The 22,156-nt window shown below is 68.2% G+C and carries 23 protein-coding genes; 16 read left to right on the forward strand and 7 right to left on the reverse strand.

The features are described from left to right. The first annotated feature begins 5 nt into the window (after positions 1-5). A complete protein-coding gene (gene prmC, locus ACFWN2_RS27495) occupies positions 6-878 on the forward strand; it encodes a peptide chain release factor N(5)-glutamine methyltransferase (RefSeq protein WP_382432261.1) in 873 nt (290 codons plus the stop codon). Here the strand turns inward: prmC and ACFWN2_RS27500 are convergent. From ACFWN2_RS27500 to ACFWN2_RS27525, 6 genes are all read right to left on the reverse strand, one after another. Then, positions 875-1,198, reverse strand: coding sequence for a hypothetical protein (locus ACFWN2_RS27500; RefSeq protein WP_382432096.1), 324 nt, complete (start codon positions 1,196-1,198; stop codon positions 875-877). The two genes, prmC and ACFWN2_RS27500, sit on opposite strands and share 4 nt — an antisense overlap. Then, the gene (locus ACFWN2_RS27505; protein WP_382432098.1) at positions 1,195-2,925 is read right to left on the reverse strand and encodes a hypothetical protein; all 1,731 of its coding nucleotides are present in this window, start codon (positions 2,923-2,925) and stop codon (positions 1,195-1,197) included. Before ACFWN2_RS27505 ends, ACFWN2_RS27500 begins: the two co-directional genes overlap by 4 nt. Before the next feature lie 384 nt (positions 2,926-3,309). Continuing rightward, positions 3,310-4,059 (reverse strand): ESX secretion-associated protein EspG, encoded by a 750-nt coding sequence (locus ACFWN2_RS27510; RefSeq protein WP_382432100.1) that lies wholly within the window; start codon positions 4,057-4,059, stop codon positions 3,310-3,312. After that, positions 4,056-5,288, reverse strand: coding sequence for a hypothetical protein (locus ACFWN2_RS27515; protein ID WP_382432102.1), 1,233 nt, complete (start codon positions 5,286-5,288; stop codon positions 4,056-4,058). Before ACFWN2_RS27515 ends, ACFWN2_RS27510 begins: the two co-directional genes overlap by 4 nt. Before the next feature lie 20 nt (positions 5,289-5,308). After that, positions 5,309-5,848, reverse strand: a complete 540-nt coding sequence (locus ACFWN2_RS27520; protein WP_382432104.1) for a DUF3558 family protein — start codon at positions 5,846-5,848, stop codon at positions 5,309-5,311. Beyond that, positions 5,848-6,276, reverse strand: a complete 429-nt coding sequence (locus ACFWN2_RS27525; RefSeq protein ID WP_382432106.1) for a type VII secretion target — start codon at positions 6,274-6,276, stop codon at positions 5,848-5,850. The genes ACFWN2_RS27520 and ACFWN2_RS27525 overlap by 1 nt, the downstream gene beginning before the upstream one ends. Before the next feature lie 238 nt (positions 6,277-6,514). Here ACFWN2_RS27525 and ACFWN2_RS27530 point away from each other — a divergent pair, with 238 nt between their 5' ends. Together ACFWN2_RS27530 and ACFWN2_RS27535 are read left to right on the forward strand one after the other, a co-directional pair. Then, positions 6,515-7,165, forward strand: coding sequence for an L-threonylcarbamoyladenylate synthase (locus tag ACFWN2_RS27530; protein WP_382432108.1), 651 nt, complete (start codon positions 6,515-6,517; stop codon positions 7,163-7,165). An 80-nt stretch (positions 7,166-7,245) separates the two neighbouring features. Further along, on the forward strand, positions 7,246-8,388 hold the full coding sequence (locus ACFWN2_RS27535; RefSeq protein WP_382432110.1) for a glycosyltransferase family 4 protein: 1,143 nt from the start codon (positions 7,246-7,248) through the stop codon (positions 8,386-8,388). Positions 8,389-8,390: 2 nt separating this feature from the next. Here the strand turns inward: ACFWN2_RS27535 and ACFWN2_RS27540 are convergent, their stop codons facing one another. After that, positions 8,391-8,777: a hypothetical protein gene (locus ACFWN2_RS27540; protein WP_382432112.1), complete on the reverse strand. Its 387-nt coding sequence runs from the start codon at positions 8,775-8,777 to the stop codon at positions 8,391-8,393. Between the two features lie 127 nt (positions 8,778-8,904). Here ACFWN2_RS27540 and ACFWN2_RS27545 point away from each other — a divergent pair, with 127 nt between their 5' ends. The 13 genes from ACFWN2_RS27545 (at position 8,905) to ACFWN2_RS27605 (ending at position 22,156) form a co-directional block, all read left to right on the forward strand. Then, entirely contained in the window at positions 8,905-9,663 is a 759-nt protein-coding gene (locus ACFWN2_RS27545; protein WP_382432114.1) for a BTAD domain-containing putative transcriptional regulator, read from the forward strand. Between the two features lie 49 nt (positions 9,664-9,712). Then, the gene (locus tag ACFWN2_RS27550; RefSeq protein WP_382432116.1) at positions 9,713-10,159 is read left to right on the forward strand and encodes a hypothetical protein; all 447 of its coding nucleotides are present in this window, start codon (positions 9,713-9,715) and stop codon (positions 10,157-10,159) included. A gap of 148 nt (positions 10,160-10,307) precedes the next feature. Beyond that, a complete protein-coding gene (atpB, locus tag ACFWN2_RS27555; RefSeq protein ID WP_382432118.1) occupies positions 10,308-11,084 on the forward strand; it encodes a F0F1 ATP synthase subunit A in 777 nt (258 codons plus the stop codon). A 61-nt stretch (positions 11,085-11,145) separates the two neighbouring features. After that, complete coding sequence (locus ACFWN2_RS27560; RefSeq protein ID WP_382432120.1) at positions 11,146-11,394, forward strand: ATP F0F1 synthase subunit C; 249 nt, start codon at positions 11,146-11,148, stop codon at positions 11,392-11,394. Between the two features lie 32 nt (positions 11,395-11,426). After that, a complete protein-coding gene (locus tag ACFWN2_RS27565; RefSeq protein ID WP_382432263.1) occupies positions 11,427-11,972 on the forward strand; it encodes a F0F1 ATP synthase subunit B in 546 nt (181 codons plus the stop codon). 3 nt (positions 11,973-11,975) lie between these two features. After that, positions 11,976-12,809 carry a F0F1 ATP synthase subunit delta gene (locus tag ACFWN2_RS27570; protein ID WP_382432265.1) on the forward strand — a complete coding sequence of 278 codons (834 nt, stop codon included), beginning with the start codon at positions 11,976-11,978 and terminating at the stop codon, positions 12,807-12,809. Between the two features lie 46 nt (positions 12,810-12,855). After that, a complete protein-coding gene (atpA, locus tag ACFWN2_RS27575; protein WP_382432122.1) occupies positions 12,856-14,502 on the forward strand; it encodes a F0F1 ATP synthase subunit alpha in 1,647 nt (548 codons plus the stop codon). Positions 14,503-14,510: 8 nt separating this feature from the next. Then, a complete protein-coding gene (locus ACFWN2_RS27580) occupies positions 14,511-15,425 on the forward strand; it encodes a F0F1 ATP synthase subunit gamma (protein WP_382432124.1) in 915 nt (304 codons plus the stop codon). Further along, positions 15,418-16,854 (forward strand): F0F1 ATP synthase subunit beta, encoded by a 1,437-nt coding sequence (gene atpD / locus ACFWN2_RS27585; RefSeq protein WP_382432126.1) that lies wholly within the window; start codon positions 15,418-15,420, stop codon positions 16,852-16,854. Before ACFWN2_RS27580 ends, atpD begins: the two co-directional genes overlap by 8 nt. A gap of 127 nt (positions 16,855-16,981) precedes the next feature. Next, the gene (locus ACFWN2_RS27590; RefSeq protein WP_382432128.1) at positions 16,982-18,187 is read left to right on the forward strand and encodes an MFS transporter; all 1,206 of its coding nucleotides are present in this window, start codon (positions 16,982-16,984) and stop codon (positions 18,185-18,187) included. 16 nt (positions 18,188-18,203) lie between these two features. Next, positions 18,204-19,709 (forward strand): ABC transporter transmembrane domain-containing protein, encoded by a 1,506-nt coding sequence (locus ACFWN2_RS27595; protein ID WP_382432130.1) that lies wholly within the window; start codon positions 18,204-18,206, stop codon positions 19,707-19,709. Continuing rightward, entirely contained in the window at positions 19,706-21,433 is a 1,728-nt protein-coding gene (locus ACFWN2_RS27600) for an ABC transporter ATP-binding protein (protein WP_382432132.1), read from the forward strand. The genes ACFWN2_RS27595 and ACFWN2_RS27600 overlap by 4 nt, the downstream gene beginning before the upstream one ends. Positions 21,434-21,790: 357 nt before the next feature. Beyond that, positions 21,791-22,156 (forward strand): F0F1 ATP synthase subunit epsilon, encoded by a 366-nt coding sequence (locus tag ACFWN2_RS27605; protein WP_089921576.1) that lies wholly within the window; start codon positions 21,791-21,793, stop codon positions 22,154-22,156.

Raw genomic sequence — 22,156 nt, forward strand, 5'->3', positions numbered from 1 at the left:
CGATGATGAACCGGCAGCCGCTCCGCCTCGCGATCTCCGAGGCGGCGAAGATCCTCGCCGAGGCGGGGGTCGACAGCCCGCGCGTCGACGCGGAGTACCTGGCCGCGCACGTGCTCGGAGTCGAGCGCGGACGGCTGCCGCTCATCCCGCTGGTCGATCCGTCGGTGATCGACCAGCTGCACAAGCTCGTTCGCGTGCGCGCCTCGCGCATCCCGTTGCAGCACATCCTCGGCTGGGCGCCGATGGGCGCCATCTCCGTCGAGGTCGGGCCCGGCGTGTTCGTGCCGCGGCCCGAGACCGAGCTGCTGATGGAGTGGGGCCTGAAAGCGCTGGTCGGCGTGTCGGCGCCGGTCGTCGTGGACCTCTGCACGGGCACGGGCGCGCTGGCGTTGTCCATCGCGGCCGCCCGCCCGGACGCGGTGGTGCACGCGGTGGAGATCGACCCGAAGGCGCTCGCGTGGACGCGCCGCAACGCCGACACGCGGGCAGCGGCAGGGGACACGCCGATCCGGCTGCACTTCGGTGACGCCACCGATCCGTCGCTGCTGTCCGATCTGGACGGACAGGTCGACCTCCTGGTGTGCAATCCGCCTTACGTGCCGGAGGGAACTCCCGTGCAGCCCGAGGTGGGGGAGCACGACCCGCACCACGCGGTGTTCTCCGGCGCCGACGGGCTGGACGTGATCCGGCACGTCGTGTGGGCGGCCGCGCGGTGGCTCAAGCCCGGCGGGTCCGTCGGCATCGAGCACGACGACACGCAGGGCGAGTCCGTGCCGGCGCTGTTGTCCGCGCGCCGGGCGCTCACGGACGTCGCCGCGCACACCGACCTGGCGGGACGGCCGCGGTTCGCCACCGCCCGCCGAGCCGGTCAGCTCTAGAAGAGCGCGTCGAAGGCCTTCGACAGGTCCTTCATCTGCTCTCCCAGACCTCGGTCCGCCAGCTTGTCCATCAGGTGGTCCGCGACGTCCCTGCTGGGCCTGGGTTTGCGGGCCTCCGCGCGCAGGTCGTCGACGACCTCGATCGTGGTCGTGGGCGCCTGCGCCTCGTTGAGGTTCTCGCGCAGCTCGTCGAGCAGCCGCAGCACGGCGCTGACGTCCTGGATGTGTCCGATGTGGACGTCCCCCGTCTTGGCGCGACCGCTCGTGCCGATGTTGCTGCCGATCACGGGGCCCTGGATCTCGAAGTTGCGTTCGTTCATGAGCTTCCCCTGCCGACGGTCGTCTTGCCGGTGCGCGCCTTGCCGGTCGTGCCGACGTTGCTGGAGATCACCGGGCCCGTGATGTGCACGTTGTTGCTCGTCACCTGCATGGCCTGCTCCATGAACTCGGTGACCGAGATGCCCTTGCCCTCCAGGAACTCGCCGAGCGTGCGCAGCAGCCGTGACTCCAGGACCTTGACGTAGCGCTCAACGTCCGTGAGCTGGAAGTAGTTGTCGACCTGGTTCATGCTCGCGAGCTCGCGCAGGCTGACGTTGGCGCCGTAGCGTTCCGCGACGAACGTGCCCTCCGGCTGGCGGATCGGGGTCATCCAGCCGACGGCCGTGGCGAACCGCTTCGGTAGCGACGCGGGGAACTTCAGCAGGTCGACCACCGCTTCGAAGAACGGCCGCAGCGACTGCTCCGGCAGCACGTCGATCTTCCGGTGCTGAGAGTGGATCGGGTACAGGATGCAGGGCGTCCACTCGACGTAGAGCATCTGCTCGTCGAGCCCGAAGGTCAGGTAGGCGGAGACGACGACGTCGCGGTCCCACGTCTCGACCTGGAACGAGCGGAAGTGGCGCATCCACTCCATCGGCCTGGCGATCAGATCGTCCACAACGGACCTGCCGACCGTCATCTCGGGCGAGTGGTTCTTGTGTGGCAACACGATCCGCGCTTCGTCGTCCTCGACGTGGTCGATCAGCTCGACCGAGGAGATGACGACGCGGTCGCCGGTCCTCAGCTCGCTCAGCCGGTGCCCCGGCGAGAGCGACGGCGAGCGACCCGTCTTGACCAGTTCGGCCGTGATGCGCTCGTACAGCTCCGGCAGGGCGAAACCGGGCAGCGGCACGTCGGCCTTGTCCTCAGCGCGTTTCAGGGGCAGCGCCATGGACCACGGCTCGAACATCGTGCCGGAGCCGACGAACGGGCGATAGCCGTGGTAGACGATCACCTGCGCGTCGTCCGGGTCGTCAGGCGCGTCGTCTTCGTCGATCGGGTAGCGCCCGAGCGCTTCGGCGTAGTTCGAGTGCCCAAGCCTTCGGAAGGTCCACTCGTTTCGCCACAGCTCTCGCGCGCCTTTGCTCGTGCGGAACCCGGCGCGCCGGAAGCTCCTCGTGACCAGCAGCCAGGTCGTGATCCGGTCCGTCAGCAGCACCGCGAAGATCAGCGCGATCCCGATGACCAGGGGCGCCGCCGAGCCGCCGCTGCTCTCGTCCACGCACTCCACGGATCTGGGCCTGCAGTACCTGCTGGAGTACCTGTCGGCGGCTTCGATCTCGGCGATGTACTTGAACAGCACGAAGTAGAGCGCGATGGCGCTGGCGATCGCGCCGAGCGCGGCCGGCGCGCGCGAGTGCGTCGGAATCACCCTCCGCGGCCGGTTCAACGCCAGCCGCGCGCCAGTCCCCAGCGCCACGACCACCGCGACCACCAGCCAAGCCCCGAGGAACGTCCCGCTGCCGGCGATCAGCACCAGCAGCGCCAATGCCAGCAACACGCCGTCGCGCACCTTGCGCCGCGTCCGAGCCGCCACCGCCTCCCGCAACACCGCGCCGGAGTTGACGCCCGGCGACCGCGGAATCGACCGAGTGGCCTCCACGAGGTACTCGCGAATGGCCGAATCCGCGAACTCCTCGTCGCGGTGAGCGGCTCCGCAGAGGAAGCGGGTGGTGTCGTCGCGTAACCTCGTCGAATCGTTTCCCGTCGCCCCCGCGGGAGTTGACATTGTCCTGTCCACTTTCTGTCATTGAATCGAGCACTTCGCATCTGTGCTGGTCAGGGACATGGTGAGACAACAACAACATGAATTCTCGTACCGCTGCTGGAACAATAGTCGTTCCTGATCGGAATGGGACGGAGTCCGCAGAAACGCGAATTGTCAATGCGTCGAACGAGTGCAAATGACACACGTCTCGGGTGCCGACACGTGCTCGCCCGAGCGTTGTCGCCGGGTGTGGGGCTCGATGGCCAAATCCTGGCCAAATACACGACGTTTCGTCACGTTGAGGCCGAATGGACGTAGGTTTCTCGGCGGGGAGGGCACGCGGTCACGCGCTCTGAGGAACCGCCGCCTCGCGCGTGACCGCGTGTGCGCCTGCTGAGGCGCCGTTCAGCGTTCGCTGGTCATCGCCAGAACCTGTCCGAGGTGGCGTGCCAGGCCCGTGTTGTCGACCGGGCTGATCGTGAACCAGCCGGAGCGGGCGGGCACGTTGGCGTAGCGGCCCGCGTTCGTGTCGATCCACGTGACGGGCGGGAAGTCGCGCTTGGCGCGGCCCTGACCCATCTGCACGATGAAGTGGCCGTTGCCGATCGCCGGTCCGGTCAGCATCTGCTTGGCGAGGCGGACGTCGTCGTTCTCCGTCGTCCGGACCGCCTGACGGAAGCCCTCCTGCTTCGGCTGGGCCTCGAACGCCTGGGCCGGCACCGTCACCGGCTTGCCAGGACCCGGCCGGCCGGGTGGCATCGCGTTCGCGAGACTCGTGGCGATCTCGTTGGGCTGCACCAGGTTCAGCGTGACGGAGGTGTCCTCCTGGGTCACCAAAACCGCGTAACCGCCGCGTGCCACCACACTCGCGCGGACCAGCGTCTCCGCGTTCACGTCGGGGATGCACAGTGCGATGACGCGGAGTTCGGGGCGCGCCAACAGGTTCAGCGCGTCCTCCAGCTCGGGCTCCGGCCTGCCGCGGCGTGCGAGGTTCCGACGTTCGAGGTCGGCGTGCACGGCAGCCTTGACGCGCGCGCGTTCGTCGAGCGTCTCGCCGTGCGTGCTGACGTCGAAGGGATACGGGACGCTTCCCGCCCGCAGGTCCTCCCAGAGGACCTCGAACGCGGGCAGGGAGAGCCGCGCGATCTGCCTCATCCGCCGATCACCGGCGGCGCGACCATGCGATCGTCGTCGAAGAACTCGTCGGTGGGCACGAGGTAGTTGGACTTGTGCTCCTTGTCCTCCTCGACGCCCTTGCCCGCGCCGGCGCCACCTCCGGCGCCCATGCCACCGGCACCCGCAGCACCCCGGCCGGCGGCCGCACCCGTCGCACCGCCGAGACCGCCAGCGGCGCTACCGGCGACCCCGGCACTGCCACCGGGAGTGGCGGGCCCGAAGCTGCCCATGCCGCGGCCGGAACCACCCATGCCACCCATGCCGCCGGGACCCATACCCCGGCCGCCGGCACCACCACCTGCGCCTCCAGGACCGCTGGGGCGCATGCCGCCCGGTCCGCCACCGGGAGGCCGGCCCTGCCCGCCACCGGGCGGACGCATGCCAGGCGGCAACATGCCGGGAGGCGTGAACGGCGGCCGGTTCTGGCCGCCGGGGTTGTTCTGGTTGTTGCCACCGCCAGGCTGCTGCAGCGACGGGTCCTTGACCTGAGGCGCGACCCACGCGGCGTTGGTGGTGCCGTTGCTGGAGCTCGACGGCATGCCCGCGTTGTTGTTGCTGAAGCGCTGGTTCGAGCCGACGTTGTTCAGGCTCTGCGAGCTCGTGGTGCTGCTCGGCTGCGTGACGCCCTGGTCCTGGGTGACCTGCGGCGTGGATTCCATGGTGGGCATGGACATCGCGGCGGACATCATCGTGCTGTCCCGCGTCTGCATGACCTGGACCGCTTCGGCCTTGGCCTCTTGCTGCGCGTTGTGCTGGGCCATCATCTCGAAGGGGGCGCCCGCCATCGCCGGCGGGAAGATGACGGCGGGGACCGCGAACTTCTTCAGGGTGTCCAGGGGGCTGAACTTGACCGGCTCGGGCATGCTCTTGTTCGCCTGAACCGAGGCATCTCGTTGCTGCGCAATGGCATCGGAGGTGCGCATGAAACCGTCGCCCGTCGTTTCGGCGAACGTCCCCACCTTGGAGAGCGCGGTCCGAACCCCCTCGGCCGCCTTGCCCGTCCATGCCGACTGCGAACCGTTGACCAGGATGGTGAAGTCGGTGGCCAGTTCCTGGAACGACTTGCCGAGCGACTTCCAGGCGTCGCTGACCGCTGTCGCCGTGTCCGGCGAGTAGTTCTGCGTGACCTGAGCCTGCATCTGTTCGTGCTGCTGGCCCGGGTAGTTCGCGTTCGGCGTCGGGACAGCGGATCTGACGACGGGCGCCATGAGAATCCCCCAGGGAGTTGCTACGGCAGTTTCGGTGCGATCAGTTCGGCTGCTTTGGCCGCGCGGTCACAGGCGGCCGCGGTGTCGGTTGAGGTGAGGCCGACGCTTCCGATGATCGAGACAGACGAGGACTCGCTGACGGCGATCAAGTACGTGCACATGCCCTTGGCGCCGTCCGGTGCCTCGACCTTGGTCACGTCGTACTTGCCGACCTTGATCTGCGAACTCTCGCCGTTGAGGGTCAGGTCCTTGACACCTGACTTGGCGCGAACGCCCACGCGGAGCCCGCCCCTGCCGCTCTCGCTCCAGTCGCAGCCCTCCGCGGTACCGACCTTCTCCGCCTCGCCCGTCGGGCTGACGTTGATGCTCGTCGCCTCAGATTGGGTGAGCAGGTCGCACGGTTTCTGAGCGATCGCTTCCAGGCCCGTTGAGGTGTCGGAACCGCTGGTTGATGTCGAGCCGCCGGACGTCGGCGTCGGAGTGCCGGTCGTGCTCGAACCGGTACAGCCGGAAACGAGAACGCCCAGGCCGATGGCCGTGGCAATGAGGATGCGCTTCATCACTTCCCAAGCTTCTTGAGCGAGTTGGCACCCGCTTGGTCGACGTTCTGGTAGGAGGCGCGGCTCTTCTCGATCTGCGTCTTGAGTTCGTCGATCGCCTTGCTGAGGTCGGTGAGGGTCGCCTGCGCGGCGGTGCCGAAAGTCCTGTTGTTCTGGCTGATCGCCTCGGCGTATCCACCCCCCAGCTTGGTTTCCTGGTTCAACTCCGAGGACTGCCGAGCGACCTTCTCCAGCTCGTCCTGCATCGCGGTCAGCTTCTTGATCATCGCGTCGACCAGCTGCGGGTCGACGGAAAGTTGCTGGGTCTCGACAGCCACCGCCACGGCCTTGCCGGCGTCCATCACAGCGCTCAGACCGCCGCTGAAGATGCCGTCCCAAGCTCCCCCGGAAGCCCTGTCGGCGAAGCCGCCGACCTTGCCGCTCGTCACCACTTCTTCAGACACAGAAGCTCGACCCTCCCCCGATTGCGCTCTGTGGTCGACCCATGACCTTACAGTTGCGCGTCCGTTTGGGGGATGCGTTGAACCAACTGACCCGTTCGGGTCGAAACCTTGCCTGGTCGGAGGGTGTTCGGGCGCTCCAAGTGAGAACGAGGACACAGGTTCGCCGTCGTGAGTGGGCGGGCAGCGCGTCACCCTGTCGTGGTGGCTGGCTAGGCTCACCGAGGTGAGCACGGTCTACGACTGCAGCGAACCGGAAAACCGCGCGGCGGGTCTTGCCGCGGCCGCCGGGGCGGTGCGGAGCGGGCGCCTCGTCGTCCTGCCCACCGACACCGTCTACGGGATCGGCTGCGACGCCTTCGACGCCGAAGCGGTACGGAGTCTTCTCGACGCCAAGGGGCGCGGGCCCGACATGCCCGTGCCCGTGCTGGTCGGGTCCTGGACCACGATCGACGGGCTGGTGCTCAGCGTGCCGCGGCAGGCCCGTGCGCTCATCGAGGCGTTCTGGCCCGGCGGGTTGAGCATCGTGCTGCCGCACGCGCCCAGCCTGGCGTGGGACCTGGGGCAGACGCGCGGCACGGTGATGTTGCGGATGCCGCTGCATCCGGTCGCGCTGGAACTCCTCCGGGACGTCGGTCCGATGGCCGTGTCCAGTGCGAACCGGACCGGGCACGCGCCGGCGTCCAGTGCGCAGGAGGCTCGTGACCAGCTCGGTGACGCCGTGCCCGTGTACCTCGACGGTGGGTTGAGCGGAGAGAACATCGCCTCGACCATCGTCGACCTCACCGGGCCCGACGCGCTGATCCTGCGCGAGGGTGCGGTCAGCGCGGCGGAGGTCAACGAGGTGCTCGGTGTCGAGGTCGAGATCGCCCGGTAGTGAGCGGCTGCCAGAATTGATCATGGTCGCCGCGAGTACCGTGGCGAGCACCCCGACACCCCCGATTGATTGGTAGGCCCGTGGGGCCCGCATCCTCGTTCGTCCTTCCCGTGCGCGAGTACCTGCTCGTTGCGTTGATCGCTGCAGTGGTGACGTTCCTGCTCGTGGGTCTGGTGCGCGCGTTGGCGTTCCGGCTCGGGGCGGTCGCCTACCCGCGGCAACGAGACGTGCACGTGCAGCCGATGCCGCGCATGGGTGGTGTCGCCATCTACGGCGGCGTGCTGTGCGGCATGTTCGTGGCGCACCAGTTGCCGGTGCTGCGGGCGGCGTTCGACTTCTCCAACGACCCGTGGGGCGTCATCGTCGCGGGCGGCGTCATCGTGCTCGTGGGCGCGATCGACGACAGGTTCGAGCTCGACTCCCTCACCAAGCTCGCCGGACAGGTCACCGCAGCGGGCATCCTGGTGCTGTTCGGTCTCCAGTGGATGATCGCGTGGGTGCCGTGGGACGGCGGCGCGACCATCTCCCTCGACCAGAACCAGGGCGCGCTGCTCACCGTCCTGCTCGCCGTCACGATGATCAACGCGATGAACTTCGTCGACGGCCTCGACGGACTCGCGGCCGGCATCGGCCTCATCGCCGCCGCGGCCACGGCCGTGTTCTCCATCGGTCTGCTCGTTGAACGCCAGGGCGCCGTCGAGGCCTACCCACCGGCACTGATCGCCGCCGTGCTGGCCGGCGCGTGCCTCGGCTTCCTGCCGCACAACTTCAACCCGGCGCGCATCTTCATGGGCGACTCGGGCTCCATGCTCATCGGCCTCATGCTCGCCGCCGCCACCACCAGCGCGTCCGGCAAGATCAACCAGGCCTCCGGCAGCGCGGCCGACCTGCTCGGTCTGCTCTCACCGCTGATCGTGGTCGCCGCAGTGCTGTTCGTGCCGCTGCTCGACCTGCTGATGGCCATCATCCGCCGGACGAGGCGCGGCGAGAGCCCGTTCTCCCCGGACAAGATGCACCTGCACCACCGGTTGCTGGAGATCGGGCACTCGCAGCGCCGCGCCGTGCTGCTCATCTACTTGTGGGCCGGGGTGCTGGCGTTCGGCGCGGTGGCGCTGACGCTGTTCGACCCGATCATCGTGGCCACGTGCTTCGTCATCGGGTTGATCGTGACGTTCGTGGTCTCCGTGATCCCGCGGCTCAGGGACGCCCGCAGCAAGTCCTGACGCTAGATCGGGTTCTCGACGCAGGGGCGCCCGATCAGCTCGAACCTGCCGCCGTCCCGCTCGGCCCACGCCTCGGCGCAGTGCTGTTGCCCGGCTGCGTAGTCACGGCCGACCTGAACGTTCCAGATGCGGGACGTGCCCCACTCCTTCGTGGGCGACACGGAGCTGTAGTCCGGGCCGTACACCTTGTAGAAGCCGGTGAACGACAGGAACGGGCTCAACGAGCTGACGGTCACGTAGGTGTTGGTGACATGACCACCACTGCCACGGGCCGTGACGGTGATTCCGCCACTCGTCCCGCTCTCGTCGGCATGCGCGGCAGGTGCCGTCCCCAGAAGTCCGGTCGCCACGGCGGCCAGTGCGATCGCGGTCGTTCGAACCTTGCTCATCGGATCCCCCAAGAGGTGGTGGCCAACGGGACCGACGCTAACCATCCGTTGCTCCAAATCACCTACATGGGAAGTAGGCGAACGGAGTAGCGTCCGTCCTGGTTGACCACCTGGGGGGATGACAGCCATGGAGAGCTGCAGCTTCGGACTGCTCGGAGAACTCTCGATCAACGACGGCGCGGTGGCCCTCAAGGCCGCCAAGCTGCGTTGCCTGCTCGCCGCACTCCTGCTGCGCGTGGGACGGCCGGTGTCGCAACGTGACCTCATCGAGCAGGTCTGGGACGAGCCACCGGCACGAGCCGGCTCGACCCTCCAGGTCTACGTCGTGCGCCTGAGGCAAGCGCTTGGCTCTCTCGGTTCATCCGTCGTGCGCAGCAGCACGGGCTACCGGCTCGACGTGGACGCCGGCCTGGTGGACGTGCACAGGTTCCGTCGGCTGGTCACGCGTCACGACCCCGACCGCCGCACCGAACTCGGCGACCTCCGCGAGGCGTTGTCGCTGTGGCGAGGGCCGGCGCTCGCCGACGTGACCTCCGAGGCGTTGCGGTTCGAGGCCGACCGGCTGGACGAGGAACGACTCGTCGTGGTGGAGCGCAGGATCGAGCTCGAGATCGAACTCGGCGCGCACCGCGAGCTGGTCCCCGAACTGAGCGAGCTGACCCGGCGGCACCCGTTGCGCGAACGGTTCACGGAGTTCCTGATGCTCGCGTTGCACAGGGGAGGGCGTTCTGCGGACGCCCTGAAGACCTATCGCGATGTTCACCGGATGTTCGCCCACGAGCTGGGAGTTCGGCCGGGGCGGCGCCTGGCGGAGTTGCACGAGCAGATCCTGAGCGGCCGGGAAATTGGTGCGCCGTCTTGTTTGGGTCCGCTTAACCGCCGTTAACGAGGGGCTGCCCGCAGTGTCGGGTTCGCGAGTTCCTACACTTCGGGACATGAGCGACGCGGACAAGGCCGTCACGCACGAGCTGACCGTCCAGCGACTCGCCGGGGAAATGTTCCGCGAGGCCGCGTGGGCCGCGCTCGGCACGTTTGTCCTCGGCGTCGTCGTGTCAACTGTGATCTGGGGGACCCCTGGTCTCTTCGGGTCATTGATCGGTGGTGCGATCGCCATCGGTTCGAGTCTTCTCACGCTGTTGTTGATGCGTAAGACCGCAGCACTCGATCCCATGTTCGTGATGGTCGCCGCGCTCGGCGGATTCATGGGCAAGCTGATCGTGCTGCTACTCGCAGTGATCTTGCTCCGCAACCAGCCGTGGCTCGAGCCCAAGGCGCTCGGAATCACCCTGGTGGCGACTGTCCTCGTGACGTCGTTCCTGGAGGCCAGAGCCTCCAAGCGGAGCCGCAGTCAGATGGTGGTCCCCGCCTCCGACGGCGTCTAGACCTGCTGATATGGTCCGCGTGACCAGGGACACCCGATAGCAGGGGTGCCTCTGGTAGTCGCTTGCGAACCGTAAGGTACGTTAAGTCCAGATCGTGACGATTCCCCCGGCGGAGTGAACGCCGGCCGGGAGAACCGGAAGGAACACAGTGACCAAGTTGCTGGCTTCGGGGGGCGAGTTCGTCGCTCCCGGTGTGAAGGACTTCTTCCTCCCGCCGATCTTCGGTGACGTCACGAAGCCGATGGTCCTGCTGGTGCTGTCGATCTTGATCATCGGCGCCTTCTTCATTGTGGCGACCCGCAACCTGAAGGTCGTTCCCGGCAAGTTCCAGTTCGCCGCCGAGTCGCTTTACGACTTCGGGCGCAACAACATCACCCGGGAGCAGATCGGCGCGAAGGACTTCAAGCCCTTCGTCCCGCTGATCGTCTCGATCTTCTGCTTCGTCCTGGTGAACAACCTGTTCGGGCTCATCCCGATCGTTCAGTTCCCGACGATGTCGCACATCGGCTTCCCGCTCGCCGTTTCGTTGTTCGTCGTTTACCCGGTGTACCACTTCGTCGGGTTCAAGCGGCACGGCTTCGTGGGCTACTTGAAGCACCAGACGGTTCCGCCGGGCGCGCCGTGGTTCGTGCTCCCGCTGCTGATTCCGATCGAGTTCTTCCAGAAGTTCATCCTGAACCCGATCACGTTGGCGATCCGAGTTTTCGCCGCCATGTTCGCGGGACACCTGCTTCTGCTGGTGTTCACCCTGGCCGGTGAGTTCCTCCTCTTCAACGGTGGGATCACCGTCATCGTGGCGCCGGTGTCCTTCGCCTTCGCCATCGCGCTGACCTTCCTGGAGGCGCTGATCATGTGCCTGCAGGCCTACATCTTCGCGCTGCTGTCTGCCAGCTACATCGGCATGGCGCTGGCAGAAGAGCACTGAGAAAAACAAAGCCTCCGATCCGCCAACTCCCGGCGGACCGAAGTGAAAGGGAACAGCAACAGTGAGCGCTTCCGTCGTTCTTGCCCAGGCCGGAGACATCAACCCGGGTCTTGCTGCGATCGGCTACGGCCTCGCGGCCATCGGCCCCGGCATCGGTGTCGGTCTGATCTTCTCCTCGGTCATCAGCGGCACCGCCCGCCAGCCCGAGGCCCGCGGCGTGCTGCTCGGTCTCGCGTGGACCACCTTCGCCATCGTCGAGGTCCTCGCGCTGATCGGCTTCGTCGTGTACTTCATCGCGACCGCGGCCTGACCTAACCCTTCAACGCGTTAGGAGTCGTCGTGATCGACACCCTGATCGTGGCTGCGGGTGACGAAGTCAACCCGGTCATTCCGCACCCGGCGGAGATCATTCTCGGTCTGGTCGCGTTCCTGCTCCTCTTCTTCGTCATCAAGAAGTTCGTGTCACCGCGCTTCGAGGCGTTGTACGAGGAGCGGACGGCCAAGATCGAGGGTGGCATCGAGAAGGCGGAGCAGGCTCAGGCCGATGCTCAGCGCACTCTTGAGCAGTACAAGGAGCAGCTGGCCGAGGCTCGCGCCGAGGCCGCGCGCATCCGCGACGACGCTCGGGCCGAGGGCCTGCAGATCGTCGAGGAGCTGCGCGAGCAGGCGCAGGCCGAGTCCGCGCGCATCGTCGCGCAGGGCCAGCACCAGCTGGACGCTCAGCGCGCCCAGATCGTCGCGGAGCTGCGTGCCGACCTCGGCCGCACCGCTGTCGAGCTGGCGAGCAAGGTCGTGGGCGAGTCCCTCGAGGACGACTCCCGCCGCCGCGGCACCGTCGACCGCTTCCTCAACGAGCTGGACGCCGTCGCGGCGCCGGCGAGCAAGTAGAGGCTGCCGATGACGTTGCATGCCGCAAGTCGTGAAGCTCTGGCAGCCGCTGAACTGCGGCTGCTGGAGCTGGCCGACGCCACCACGTCGACGGACGACCTCGCCAAGCTCGGCGAGGAGCTCTTCGCCGTGCTCGGCCTGCTGATCGAGCAGCGGACGCTGCGCGGCTCGCTCGCCGACGCCTCCTCGGAGGCCGGCGGTCGTGAGCAGCTGGCCCGAGGCCTGTTCACGGGCAAGGTGAGCGACGCGACCCTGCAGATCCTGGTCGCCGTCGTGACCGCGCGCTGGTCCAGCCCGCGCGAGCTCGTCGACGGGGTCGAGTCGCTCGCCCGCACCACGCTGCTGGTGCGCGCCGAGCGCGACGGTCAGCTCGACTCGACCGAGGACGAGCTGTTCCGGCTCGGCCGCATCGTGGCCGGCTCGAACGAGCTCGAGCTGTTGCTGGCGGACCCCGCCGGTGACGTCGCCGGCAAGGTCGCGCTGGTCGGCTCCCTGATCCAGGGGAAGGTCAGCCCGGTCACCAAGACGCTGGTGGACCAGCTGGTTCGCAACCCGCGCGGAGTGCGCGTGGCGGACGGGCTCTCCGAGCTCGCCGACCTGGCCGCCAAGCGCCGTCAGCGTTCCGTCGCGCACGTGAAGTCCGCTGTGGAGCTGACGGCCGAGCAGGTCGACCGCTTGACCGCGACGCTGACCACGATCTACTCGCGCCCGATCGCTCTGCACGTCGAGGTCGACCCGGCTCTGGCCGGCGGTCTCACGATCAAGATCGGCGACGAGATCATCGACGGAAGCATCGCCGGCCGGTTGGCGGCACTGCGCCGCAATCTCGCCAGCTAGCCCCCGAGCCCTTTCCCAAGAACGAAGAAGTGAGAGCAGGAACGACATGGCGGAGCTGACGATCTCGTCGGACGAGATCCGCAGTGCGATCGAGAAGTACGTCTCGAGCTACTCCCCGGAGGTCAGCCGGGAAGAGGTCGGTACCGTCTCCGAGACCTACGACGGCATCGCCATCGTCGAGGGCCTTCCGGGCACGATGACCAACGAGCTGCTCGAGTTCCCCGGCGGCGTCCTCGGCGTCGCCCTGAACCTCGAGGTCCGCAACATCGGTGCGGTCATCCTCGGTGACTTCGACAAGATCGAAGAGGGCCAGGAGGTCCGCCGGACGGGCAAGGTCCTGTCCGTGCCGGTCGGCGACGGCTTCCTCGGTCGCGTCGTCAACCCGCTCGGCGAGCCGATCGACGGCCTCGGTGACATCGTCGCCGACGACAACCGCGCCCTGGAGCTGCAGGCCGCCACCGTGCTGCAGCGCCAGCCGGTGTCCGAGCCGATGCAGACCGGCATCAAGGCCATCGACGCCATGACGCCGATCGGCCGCGGCCAGCGCCAGCTGATCATCGGTGACCGCAAGACCGGCAAGACCGCGGTCTGCATCGACACGATCATCAACCAGAAGAAGGCCTGGGAGTCGGGCGACCCCAAGCAGCAGGTCCGCTGCGTGTACGTCGCCATCGGCCAGAAGGGCTCCACCATCGCGGGCGTCAAGACCGCGCTGGAGGAGGCGGGCGCACTCGAGTACACGACGATCGTCGCCGCCCCGGCCTCTGACTCCGCCGGCTTCAAGTGGCTGGCGCCGTACACCGGCTCCGCCATCGGCCAGCACTGGATGTACCAGGGCAAGCACGTCCTGATCATCTTCGACGACCTGACCAAGCAGGCAGAGGCGTACCGCGCGATCTCGCTGCTGCTGCGTCGCCCGCCGGGCCGCGAGGCCTACCCCGGCGACGTCTTCTACTTGCACTCGCGTCTCCTCGAGCGTTGCGCGAAGCTGTCGGACGAGATGGGCGGCGGCTCGATGACGGGTCTCCCGATCATCGAGACCAAGGCGAACGACGTGTCGGCGTACATCCCGACCAACGTCATCTCGATCACCGACGGTCAGTGCTTCCTCGAGTCCGACCTGTTCAACGCCGGTGTCCGCCCGGCCGTCAACGTGGGTATCTCGGTCTCCCGCGTCGGTGGTGCCGCGCAGATCAAGGCGATGAAGTCGGTCGCGGGCTCGCTGCGCCTCGACCTGTCGCAGTTCCGCGAGCTGGAGGCCTTCTCCGCGTTCGCGTCCGACCTCGACGCCGCGTCGCGCGCCCAGCTGGACCGCGGTGCCCGTCTGGTCGAGCTGCTCAAGCAGGGCCAGTACTCGCCGGTCCCCGTCGAGGAGCAGGTCGTCGAGATCTTCGCCGCGACCAAGGGCCACCTGGACGACGTCCCCGTCGCCGACATCCGTCGCTTCGTGGCCGACTTCAAGGACTCGCTGCGCCGCAACCACTCCGACCTGCTGGGCTCGATCGTCGAGACCAAGCAGTTCGGTGACGACGCCCAGCGTCGCGTGGTCGACGCCGTGAACGAGTTCAAGAAGCAGTTCACCGCTTCGGACGGCTCGACCATCGTCAACGAGGCCCCCGAGAAGGCGCTCGACGCCGACAAGGTCGGCCAGGAATCGGTGAAGGTCAACAAGCCCGAGCCGACCAAGAAGTGATCTGAGCCATGGGCGCACAGATTCGGGAGCTCCGCCAACGGATCCGAACGGTCAACTCGACCAAGAAGATCACGAAGGCCTACGAGCTCATCGCGACGTCTCGCCTCGCGAAGGCGCAGACCAGGGTCGCGGCCTCCCGGCCGTACGCGGAAGAGATCACTCACGTGCTCTCCGCGTTGGCCGAGGCCTCGGCGAACCTCGACCACCCGCTGCTGACGGAGCGCACGAACCCGAAGCGCGCCGCGGTGCTGGTGATCACGAGCGACAAGGGCATGTGCGGCGGTTACAACGCCAACGTGCTCAAGGCCGCCGAGCAGCTGCTGCAGCTGCTCCGGTCCGAGGGCAAGGAGCCGGTGCTGTACGTGACCGGCCGCAAGGGGCAGGGCTACTACCAGTTCCGCCGCCGCGAGGTCACGGGCGCGTGGAGCGGGTTCTCCCAGACCCCGCACTACGTGAACGCCGTCGAAGCCGGTGACGCAGTGGTGGAGGCGTTCCTGGAGGGCACGGAGAACGGCGCGCAAGGCGTGGACGAGATCCACGTCGTGTACACCGAGTTCAAGTCCATGCTGGTCCAGACGCCGGCCGCCAGGCGCATCGCGCCGATGGAGGTCGAGTACCTCGGCGAGACCCCCAAGGGTCCGCGCGCGGTGTACGACTTCGAGCCGAGCGCGGAGACGCTGCTGGGCGCGATGCTGCCCAAGTACGTCAAGACTCGCCTGTTCTCCGCCATGCTGGAGGCGGCGGCTTCGGAGTCGGCTGCCCGTCGTACGGCCATGAAGGCCGCGACGGACAACGCGACGGAGCTGGTCCGGAACCTCAGCCGGGCGGCGAACTCGGCCCGTCAGGCCCAGATCACCCAGGAGATCAGCGAGATCGTCGGTGGCGCTGCCGCGCTTACCGGTGGCGCAGGAAGTGATGAGTGACATGAGTGCTACTGCCACCACCACCCGCACCGGCCGTGTGGTCCGGGTGATCGGTGCGGTCGTCGACGTGGAGTTCCCGCGCGACGCCGTGCCCGAGCTGTTCAACGCCCTGAACGTGGAGATCACGTTCGAGGCCGTCGCCAAGACGCTGACCCTCGAGGTCGCGCAGCACCTCGGCGACAACCTCGTCCGCACCATCTCGATGCAGCCGACCGACGGTCTCGTCCGCGGCGCGCCGGTGTCCGACACCGGCAAGGCCATCTCGGTGCCCGTCGGCGACGTCGTCAAGGGCCACGTGTTCAACGCCCTGGGTGACTGCCTCGACGAGCCCGGCCTCGGCCGCGACGGCGAGCAGTGGGGCATCCACCGCAAGGCTCCGTCGTTCGACCAGCTCGAGGGCAAGACCGAAATCCTCGAGACCGGCGTCAAGGTCATCGACCTGCTCACCCCGTACGTCAAGGGCGGCAAGATCGGCCTGTTCGGCGGCGCGGGTGTCGGCAAGACCGTGCTCATCCAGGAGATGATCACGCGTATTGCCCGTGAGTTCTCCGGTACCTCCGTGTTCGCCGGTGTCGGCGAGCGCACCCGTGAGGGCACGGACCTCCACCTGGAGATGGAAGAGATGGGTGTTCTTCCGGACACCGCTCTCGTCTTCGGTCAGATGGACGAGCCGCCCGGCACGCGCATGCGCGTCGCGCTGTCCGCTCTCACGATGGCGGAGTACTTCCGCGACGTGCAGAACCAGGACGTGCTGCTCTTCATCGACAACATCTTCCGCTTCACCCAGGCCGGTTCCGAGGTGTCGACCCTGCTGGGCCGCATGCCTTCCGCCGTGGGTTACCAGCCGACGCTGGCGGACGAGATGGGTGAGCTCCAGGAGCGCATCACCTCGACGCGCGGTAAGTCGATCACGTCGCTGCAGGCCATCTACGTGCCCGCTGACGACTACACCGACCCCGCCCCGGCGACCACCTTCGCCCACCTGGACGCGACGACGGAGCTTTCCCGTCCGATCTCCCAGAAGGGCATCTACCCGGCCGTCGACCCGCTGTCGTCGTCGTCTCGAATCCTCGAGCCGTCGATCGTCGGCGAGGAGCACTACCGGGTGGCCCAGGAGGTGAAGCGGATCCTGCAGAAGTACAAGGAGCTGCAGGACATCATCGCCATCCTCGGCATGGACGAGCTCTCCGAGGAGGACAAGGTCCTCGTCGGTCGCGCGCGTCGTCTCGAGCGCTTCCTCGGCCAGAACTTCTTCGTCGCGGAGAAGTTCACCGGCCAGAAGGGCTCCTTCGTGCCGATCAAGGAGACCGTCGAGGCGTTCGACCGCGTCTGCAAGGGCGAGTTCGACCACTTCCCGGAGCAGGCGTTCTTCTCCTGCGGCGGGTTGGACGACGTCGAGGCCAACGCCAAGAAGCTGGCCGGCAACTGAGCTGAGTCCTGGCTTTCCGAAGGGCCGTTCCTCCTTTGTGGAGGGACGGCCCTTCGGGCTTTCCGGGGTCATGACGTTTCCACTGAACGGAAACCGCACTCCCGCACGCGCGCTCCCAGGTCGCACGATGCACAGCGTCACCTGGCCCTCGACGAGGAGAGTGCGCGTGAACAAGTGGGTGTTGCCGCTGTGCTGGACCGCTGTCCTGCTCGACGGCTTTGACCTCGTGGTGCTCGGCACGGTGATTCCCGTGCTGCTGCAGGAGAAGCTGCTCACCACGGCCAGTGCGAGCGTCGTGTCCACGGCAGGGCTGGTCGGGATGATGCTCGGCGCGCTGGTCATCGGGACCATCACCGACGTCATCGGGCGTCGCAAGGTGATGATCTACGCCGTGGCCGGGTTCTCCGTGTTCACGCTCGCCTGCGCGTTCGCGCCGGACGCGACGACGTTCGGCGTCCTCCGGTTCCTCGCGGGACTCGGGCTCGGCGGGTGCCTGCCCACCGCCATCGCGCTGGTCAACGAGGCTCGGCCTCAGCAGGGCGGGCGGGCCACGACGCTCATCATGACCGGGTACCACGTCGGTGCGGTCATCACGGCGTTGCTGGGGATCGTGCTCATTCCGCAGCTGGGGTGGCGGGCGCTGTTCGTGGTGGGGGCGTTGCCCGCGTTGGTGCTGATTCCGTTGATGGTCAAGCACCTTCCGGAGACCGCGGTGCGCAGGGCGCCCGCGCTGGAGGCGGTCGGGTCGCTGTTCAAGCCGGGGCTGAGGAAGGCGACGATCGCATTCTGGGTGGCGTCGTTCATGGGGCTGTTGCTCGTGTACGGGCTGAACACGTGGTTGCCGCAGATCATGCGCAGTGCCGGGTACGAGCTGGGGACGGCGCTGGCGTTGTTGCTGACGCTCAACATCGGTGCTGTTGTTGGACTTCTGATCGCCGGTGCGGTCGCCGACAGGATCGGCGTGAGGCCCGCTGCCATCGGGTGGTTCGCCGGGGCCGTGGTGTTCCTGGCGTTGCTGAGCATCAAGCTGCCCGGCGTCGGGGTGTACGTCGCGGTGTTCCTCGCCGGCTGCTTCGTGTTCAGCGCGCAGGTGCTCGTCTACGCCTACGCGGGGCGGGTCTACGAGGAGAACCGGGCTACCGGGATCGGGTGGGCCGCGGGCGTTGGGCGGCTCGGTGCGATCAGTGGGCCGCTGTTGGGCGGTGCGTTGCTCACGGCAGGATTGGCGCACCCGTGGGGCTTCTACGCGTTCGCGTTCATCGCGGCGTTGGGCGCAACGGCCGTTGGTGCAATTGGGCTGAAGGCGAAATCGGTCGTGACGCCCGCCGGGTGATGGCAAGGTCAGGTGCATGGCCCGACATGCTCCGTACGACGACCCCGGAACGCCGGACGTCCGATCCCCAGCGCGGTACCTGTGGTGGCTCGTCGTCATGCAGCGCGGGCGGGTGCTGGCCGGTGCGTGGTGGGGATCGCTGTGGATGTGCGGGCTGATCCTGCCGCCGTACCTCATCTCACGGGCCATTGAGGACGGTCTGCGGGGCGGCGATCGCGTCGCGCTGGCGTGGTGGTGCGCGGCGCTGCTCGTCACCGCGGGGGCGCTGGCCCTCGTCGGGATCGCCCGGCACAGCACGATGACGTTGGTGCGCACGGACGCCGCGCTCAGGACGGCGCAGGTCGTGGTCCGGCACGTCACGCGGCTCGGCGGGGTGGTGCGGCGGAAGCTGTCCACCGGGGAGCTGACGTACCTGCAGAACGGCGACACGCAGCGGATCGCGCACGCGCTCACCAGCACCGGGCCCGGAGTCGGAGCGGTGGTCGCGTACGCGGTCACCGCGGTGTTGCTGGTGCGGATCTCACCGCTCGTCGCCGTCGTCGTGCTGCTCGGCGTGCCGGTGCTCGCGCTGGTGACCGGTCCGGTGCTGCAGCGGCTGCACGCGGTGGAGTCCGGTTATCGGCACAGCCTGGGGGAGCTGAGCGCACGGGCGGGGGACATCGTGGGCGGGCTGAAGGTGCTGTCCGGGATCGGCGGGAAGCCGGCGTTCGAGGAGCGCTTCCGGGGCAGGTCGCAGGAGGTGCTGCGGGACGGCTACCGGGTGTCGACGTGGCTCAGTTGGGTGCAGGCACTCACGTGGGGGCTGCCGGCGCTGTTCCTCGCGGTGGTCACCTGGATCGTGGCGCGGATGGCGGTCACCGGGGAGATCTCGGTCGAGGAGATGGTCGCGGTCTACCTGTACGTCACGACGTTGATCGTGCCCGTCAGCTTCTTCGTCGAAGGTGCGGACATGATCCCGCGGGCGCTGGTGTCGGCGCGGCGGGTCGTGGACGTGTTGCGGCTGAAGCCTGAGGAGAAGGACGACGGCGCCGGGACGTTGGACGTGAAGGCGGGTGCGCTGACGGTCGTGGTGTCCTCGAACGCCGCGCTGGCACGGGAAGCGGTCGAGCGGTTGCCGGGTGTGGTGGCGGACAACGACGACTACCTGTTCCCGGGGACGGTGCGCGAGGCGGTGTCGGTCGCCGATCACGACGACCGGGCGCTCGACGAGGCGTTGCGGGCGGCGGCCGCGGTGGACGTCGTGGAGGCCATGCCGGACGGGCTCGACTCCCACCTGGAGTCGCAGGGGCGCAACGTGTCCGGCGGCCAGCGGCAGCGGTTGCGGCTCGTGCGGGCCCTGCTCAGCGAACCGGAGCTGCTCGTGCTGGTGGAGCCGACGTCGGCGCTCGACGCGGTGACCGAGGCGGCGGTGGCGAGACGGGTGCGGGAGAGACGGTCCGGGCTGACCACCGTGGTCGTCTCGTCGTCGCCGTTGTGGGCAGGTCAGGCGGATCAGGTCGTGCACCTGGAGAACGGCCGGTGACCCGCCTCCCGATCGCGGACCGCCGCGAGGTGCGGCGGGCGGCCATGCGGCTGATGCGGGGTGAACGGCGGGCGCTGGTCGTGGTGCTCGTGCTCACCGCGCTCACAGCGGTGCTGGGGCTCGTCGGGCCGTACCTGCTCGGCAAGATCGTCGGCGGGATCGAGGCCGGCGACCTGACGCTGTCCACTGTGGATGGACTCGCCCTGGGCGTGCTCGGGGCGGCCGTGGTGAACCTGGTTCTGGTGCGGTACAGCGCTTTGCAGGCCGCGCGGCTCGGTGAACGGGTGCTGGCCTCGTTGCGCGAGGAGGCCGTGGCGCGCACGCTGGCGTTGCCCGCGCGGGTGGTGGACCGGCTGAGCACCGGCGACCTGCTCACCCGCATGACGAGCGACGTCGGGACGGTCGGGCAGGCGTTGCGGGACAGCGTGCCCGAGGTGTTCACGGGTGTCGTGCACCTGGTGGTCGTGTACGTGGCGCTCTTCCTGCTGGACCCCGTGCTCGGCCTCGTCGCGCTGGTGGGCATGCCGTTCGTGGCGTGGGTGCTGCGCTGGTACCTCGCCCGTGCGCGTGACGCGTACCTGGAGGAGAGTCAGGCCGCGGGGGACGTGGCGGAGATCTCGGCCGCGGTCGGTGAGGGCAGCCGGACGATCGAGACGTACGCGTTGCGGGACAGGCTCGTCGGGGTCGCGGAAGGTGCGATCGGGCGGTCGTTCCGCGCGAGGATGCGGACCCTGCGCCTGCGGAACGTGCTGTTCCCGGTCATCAGCTTCGTGAGCGCGGTGCCGACGGCGTTGGTGCTGCTCGCCGGTGGCCTGTTCTACGCGGCCGACGGGGTGGGCATCGAGGTCGTCGTCACGGGCAGTCTCTACGTGTGGCGGCTCATCGAGCCGTTGGAACGCATCATGTTCTGGGTCGAGTTCCTGCAACGCGGCGGTGCGTCGTTCGCCCGGATCGAAGGCATCGGGGCCCACGTCGAGCCCGCGCCCGCCGTCCCGGAACCGGCGGGCGACCGCATCGAGGTGAGCGGCGTCCGCTACTCCTATGTGGACGGCCACGAGGTGCTGCACGGCGTTGATCTCGTGGTGCAGCAGGGAGAGCGGCTCGCGATCGTCGGTGTCTCCGGCGCGGGCAAGTCGACGCTGGGCAGGCTGATCGCCGGTGTCGACCGGCCGGCCGAGGGCTCGGTGCTCGTCGGTGGCGTGCCCGTCGCGGATCTCGTGGCGGCGGGTGAGCAGCGGATCGTACTGGTGACGCAGGAGCACCACGTGTTCATCGGCACGGTGAGGGAGAACCTCGCGATGGCGGCACCGGACGCCTCGGACGACCGGCTGCTCGGGGCGCTGAGCACCGTGGGCGCGAGCTGGTTCGACGAACTGCCAGAGGGGCTCGCCACGCAGCTCGGCGCGGGCGGCGTGGAACTTGATCCCGCGCAGGCGCAACAGCTCGCGCTCGCACGAGTGGAGGTCGCCGATCCGCACACGCTGGTGCTCGACGAGGCGACGTCCTCGCTCGACCCGGCCACGGCCAGGCACGCGGAGCGCGCGATCGCGGCCGTGCGGGACAACCGCACGGTGATCGCGATCGCGCACCGCCTGCAGACCGCGCAGGACGCCGACCGGATCGCGGTCGTCGACGCGGGCCGTGTCGTGGAGCTGGGCACTCACGCCGAGCTGGTGGCCAGGGAGGGGGTCTACGCCACGCTCTGGCGTTCGTGGCACGGCTAGAGGGCTCGCCGGGAACCCCTCCTCCCGCACGGTGCGGGCCGAGCTGCGACGAGACTTCGGTCACGGGCTCGTCCCGCTCCCACGGCCGGCCCTAGCGGCGAGGACCTGGTGTCGGCGCCACTTGCCGTACCTGATCATCAGGATGTCCGGCAGAATGTCCTGTGCGGCGCTTTTGTCGCCGCCGCACAGCAGATCCGCCGTGTGCAGCAATGCCTGCGAACGCAACGCCACGTAGTCCTCGAAGTCCTGCGTGTTCTCTCTTCGGCAGTCGTCGAAGCTGCTGACACCGGGCGGGCGGCAAGGTTGTCAGGCGACCGTTTAGACTCAGATCGACTCCAGACGACGAGGGAGATACGCGTGGCCGAGATGACCGTTGAACTGGTCGCCGTTGAACGCCGCCTGTGGTCCGGTAAGGCCACCTCTGTTTCGGCGCAGACGACCGAGGGCGAGATCGGCATCCTGCCCGGTCACGAGCCCGTTCTCGGCCAGCTGGTCGAGGGTGGCGTGGTGCGCGTGCGCACGACGGACGGTGGCCTGGTCACCGCCGCTGTGCACGGTGGCTTCCTCTCCGTGACCGGCACCGGCGTTTCCATTCTCGCCGAGGACGCCGAGCTCGCGGGCGAGATCGACGTGGACGCGGCGCGAACGGCGCTGCAGGACGCGGACGACGCAGAGCGCGCACGTGCGGCAGCGCGCGTGCGGGCCGTGGAACAGTCGGCCTGA

Source organism: Lentzea sp. NPDC058436 (genome assembly GCF_042721515.1).
Taxonomy (GTDB): Bacteria; Actinomycetota; Actinomycetes; order Mycobacteriales; family Pseudonocardiaceae; genus Lentzea.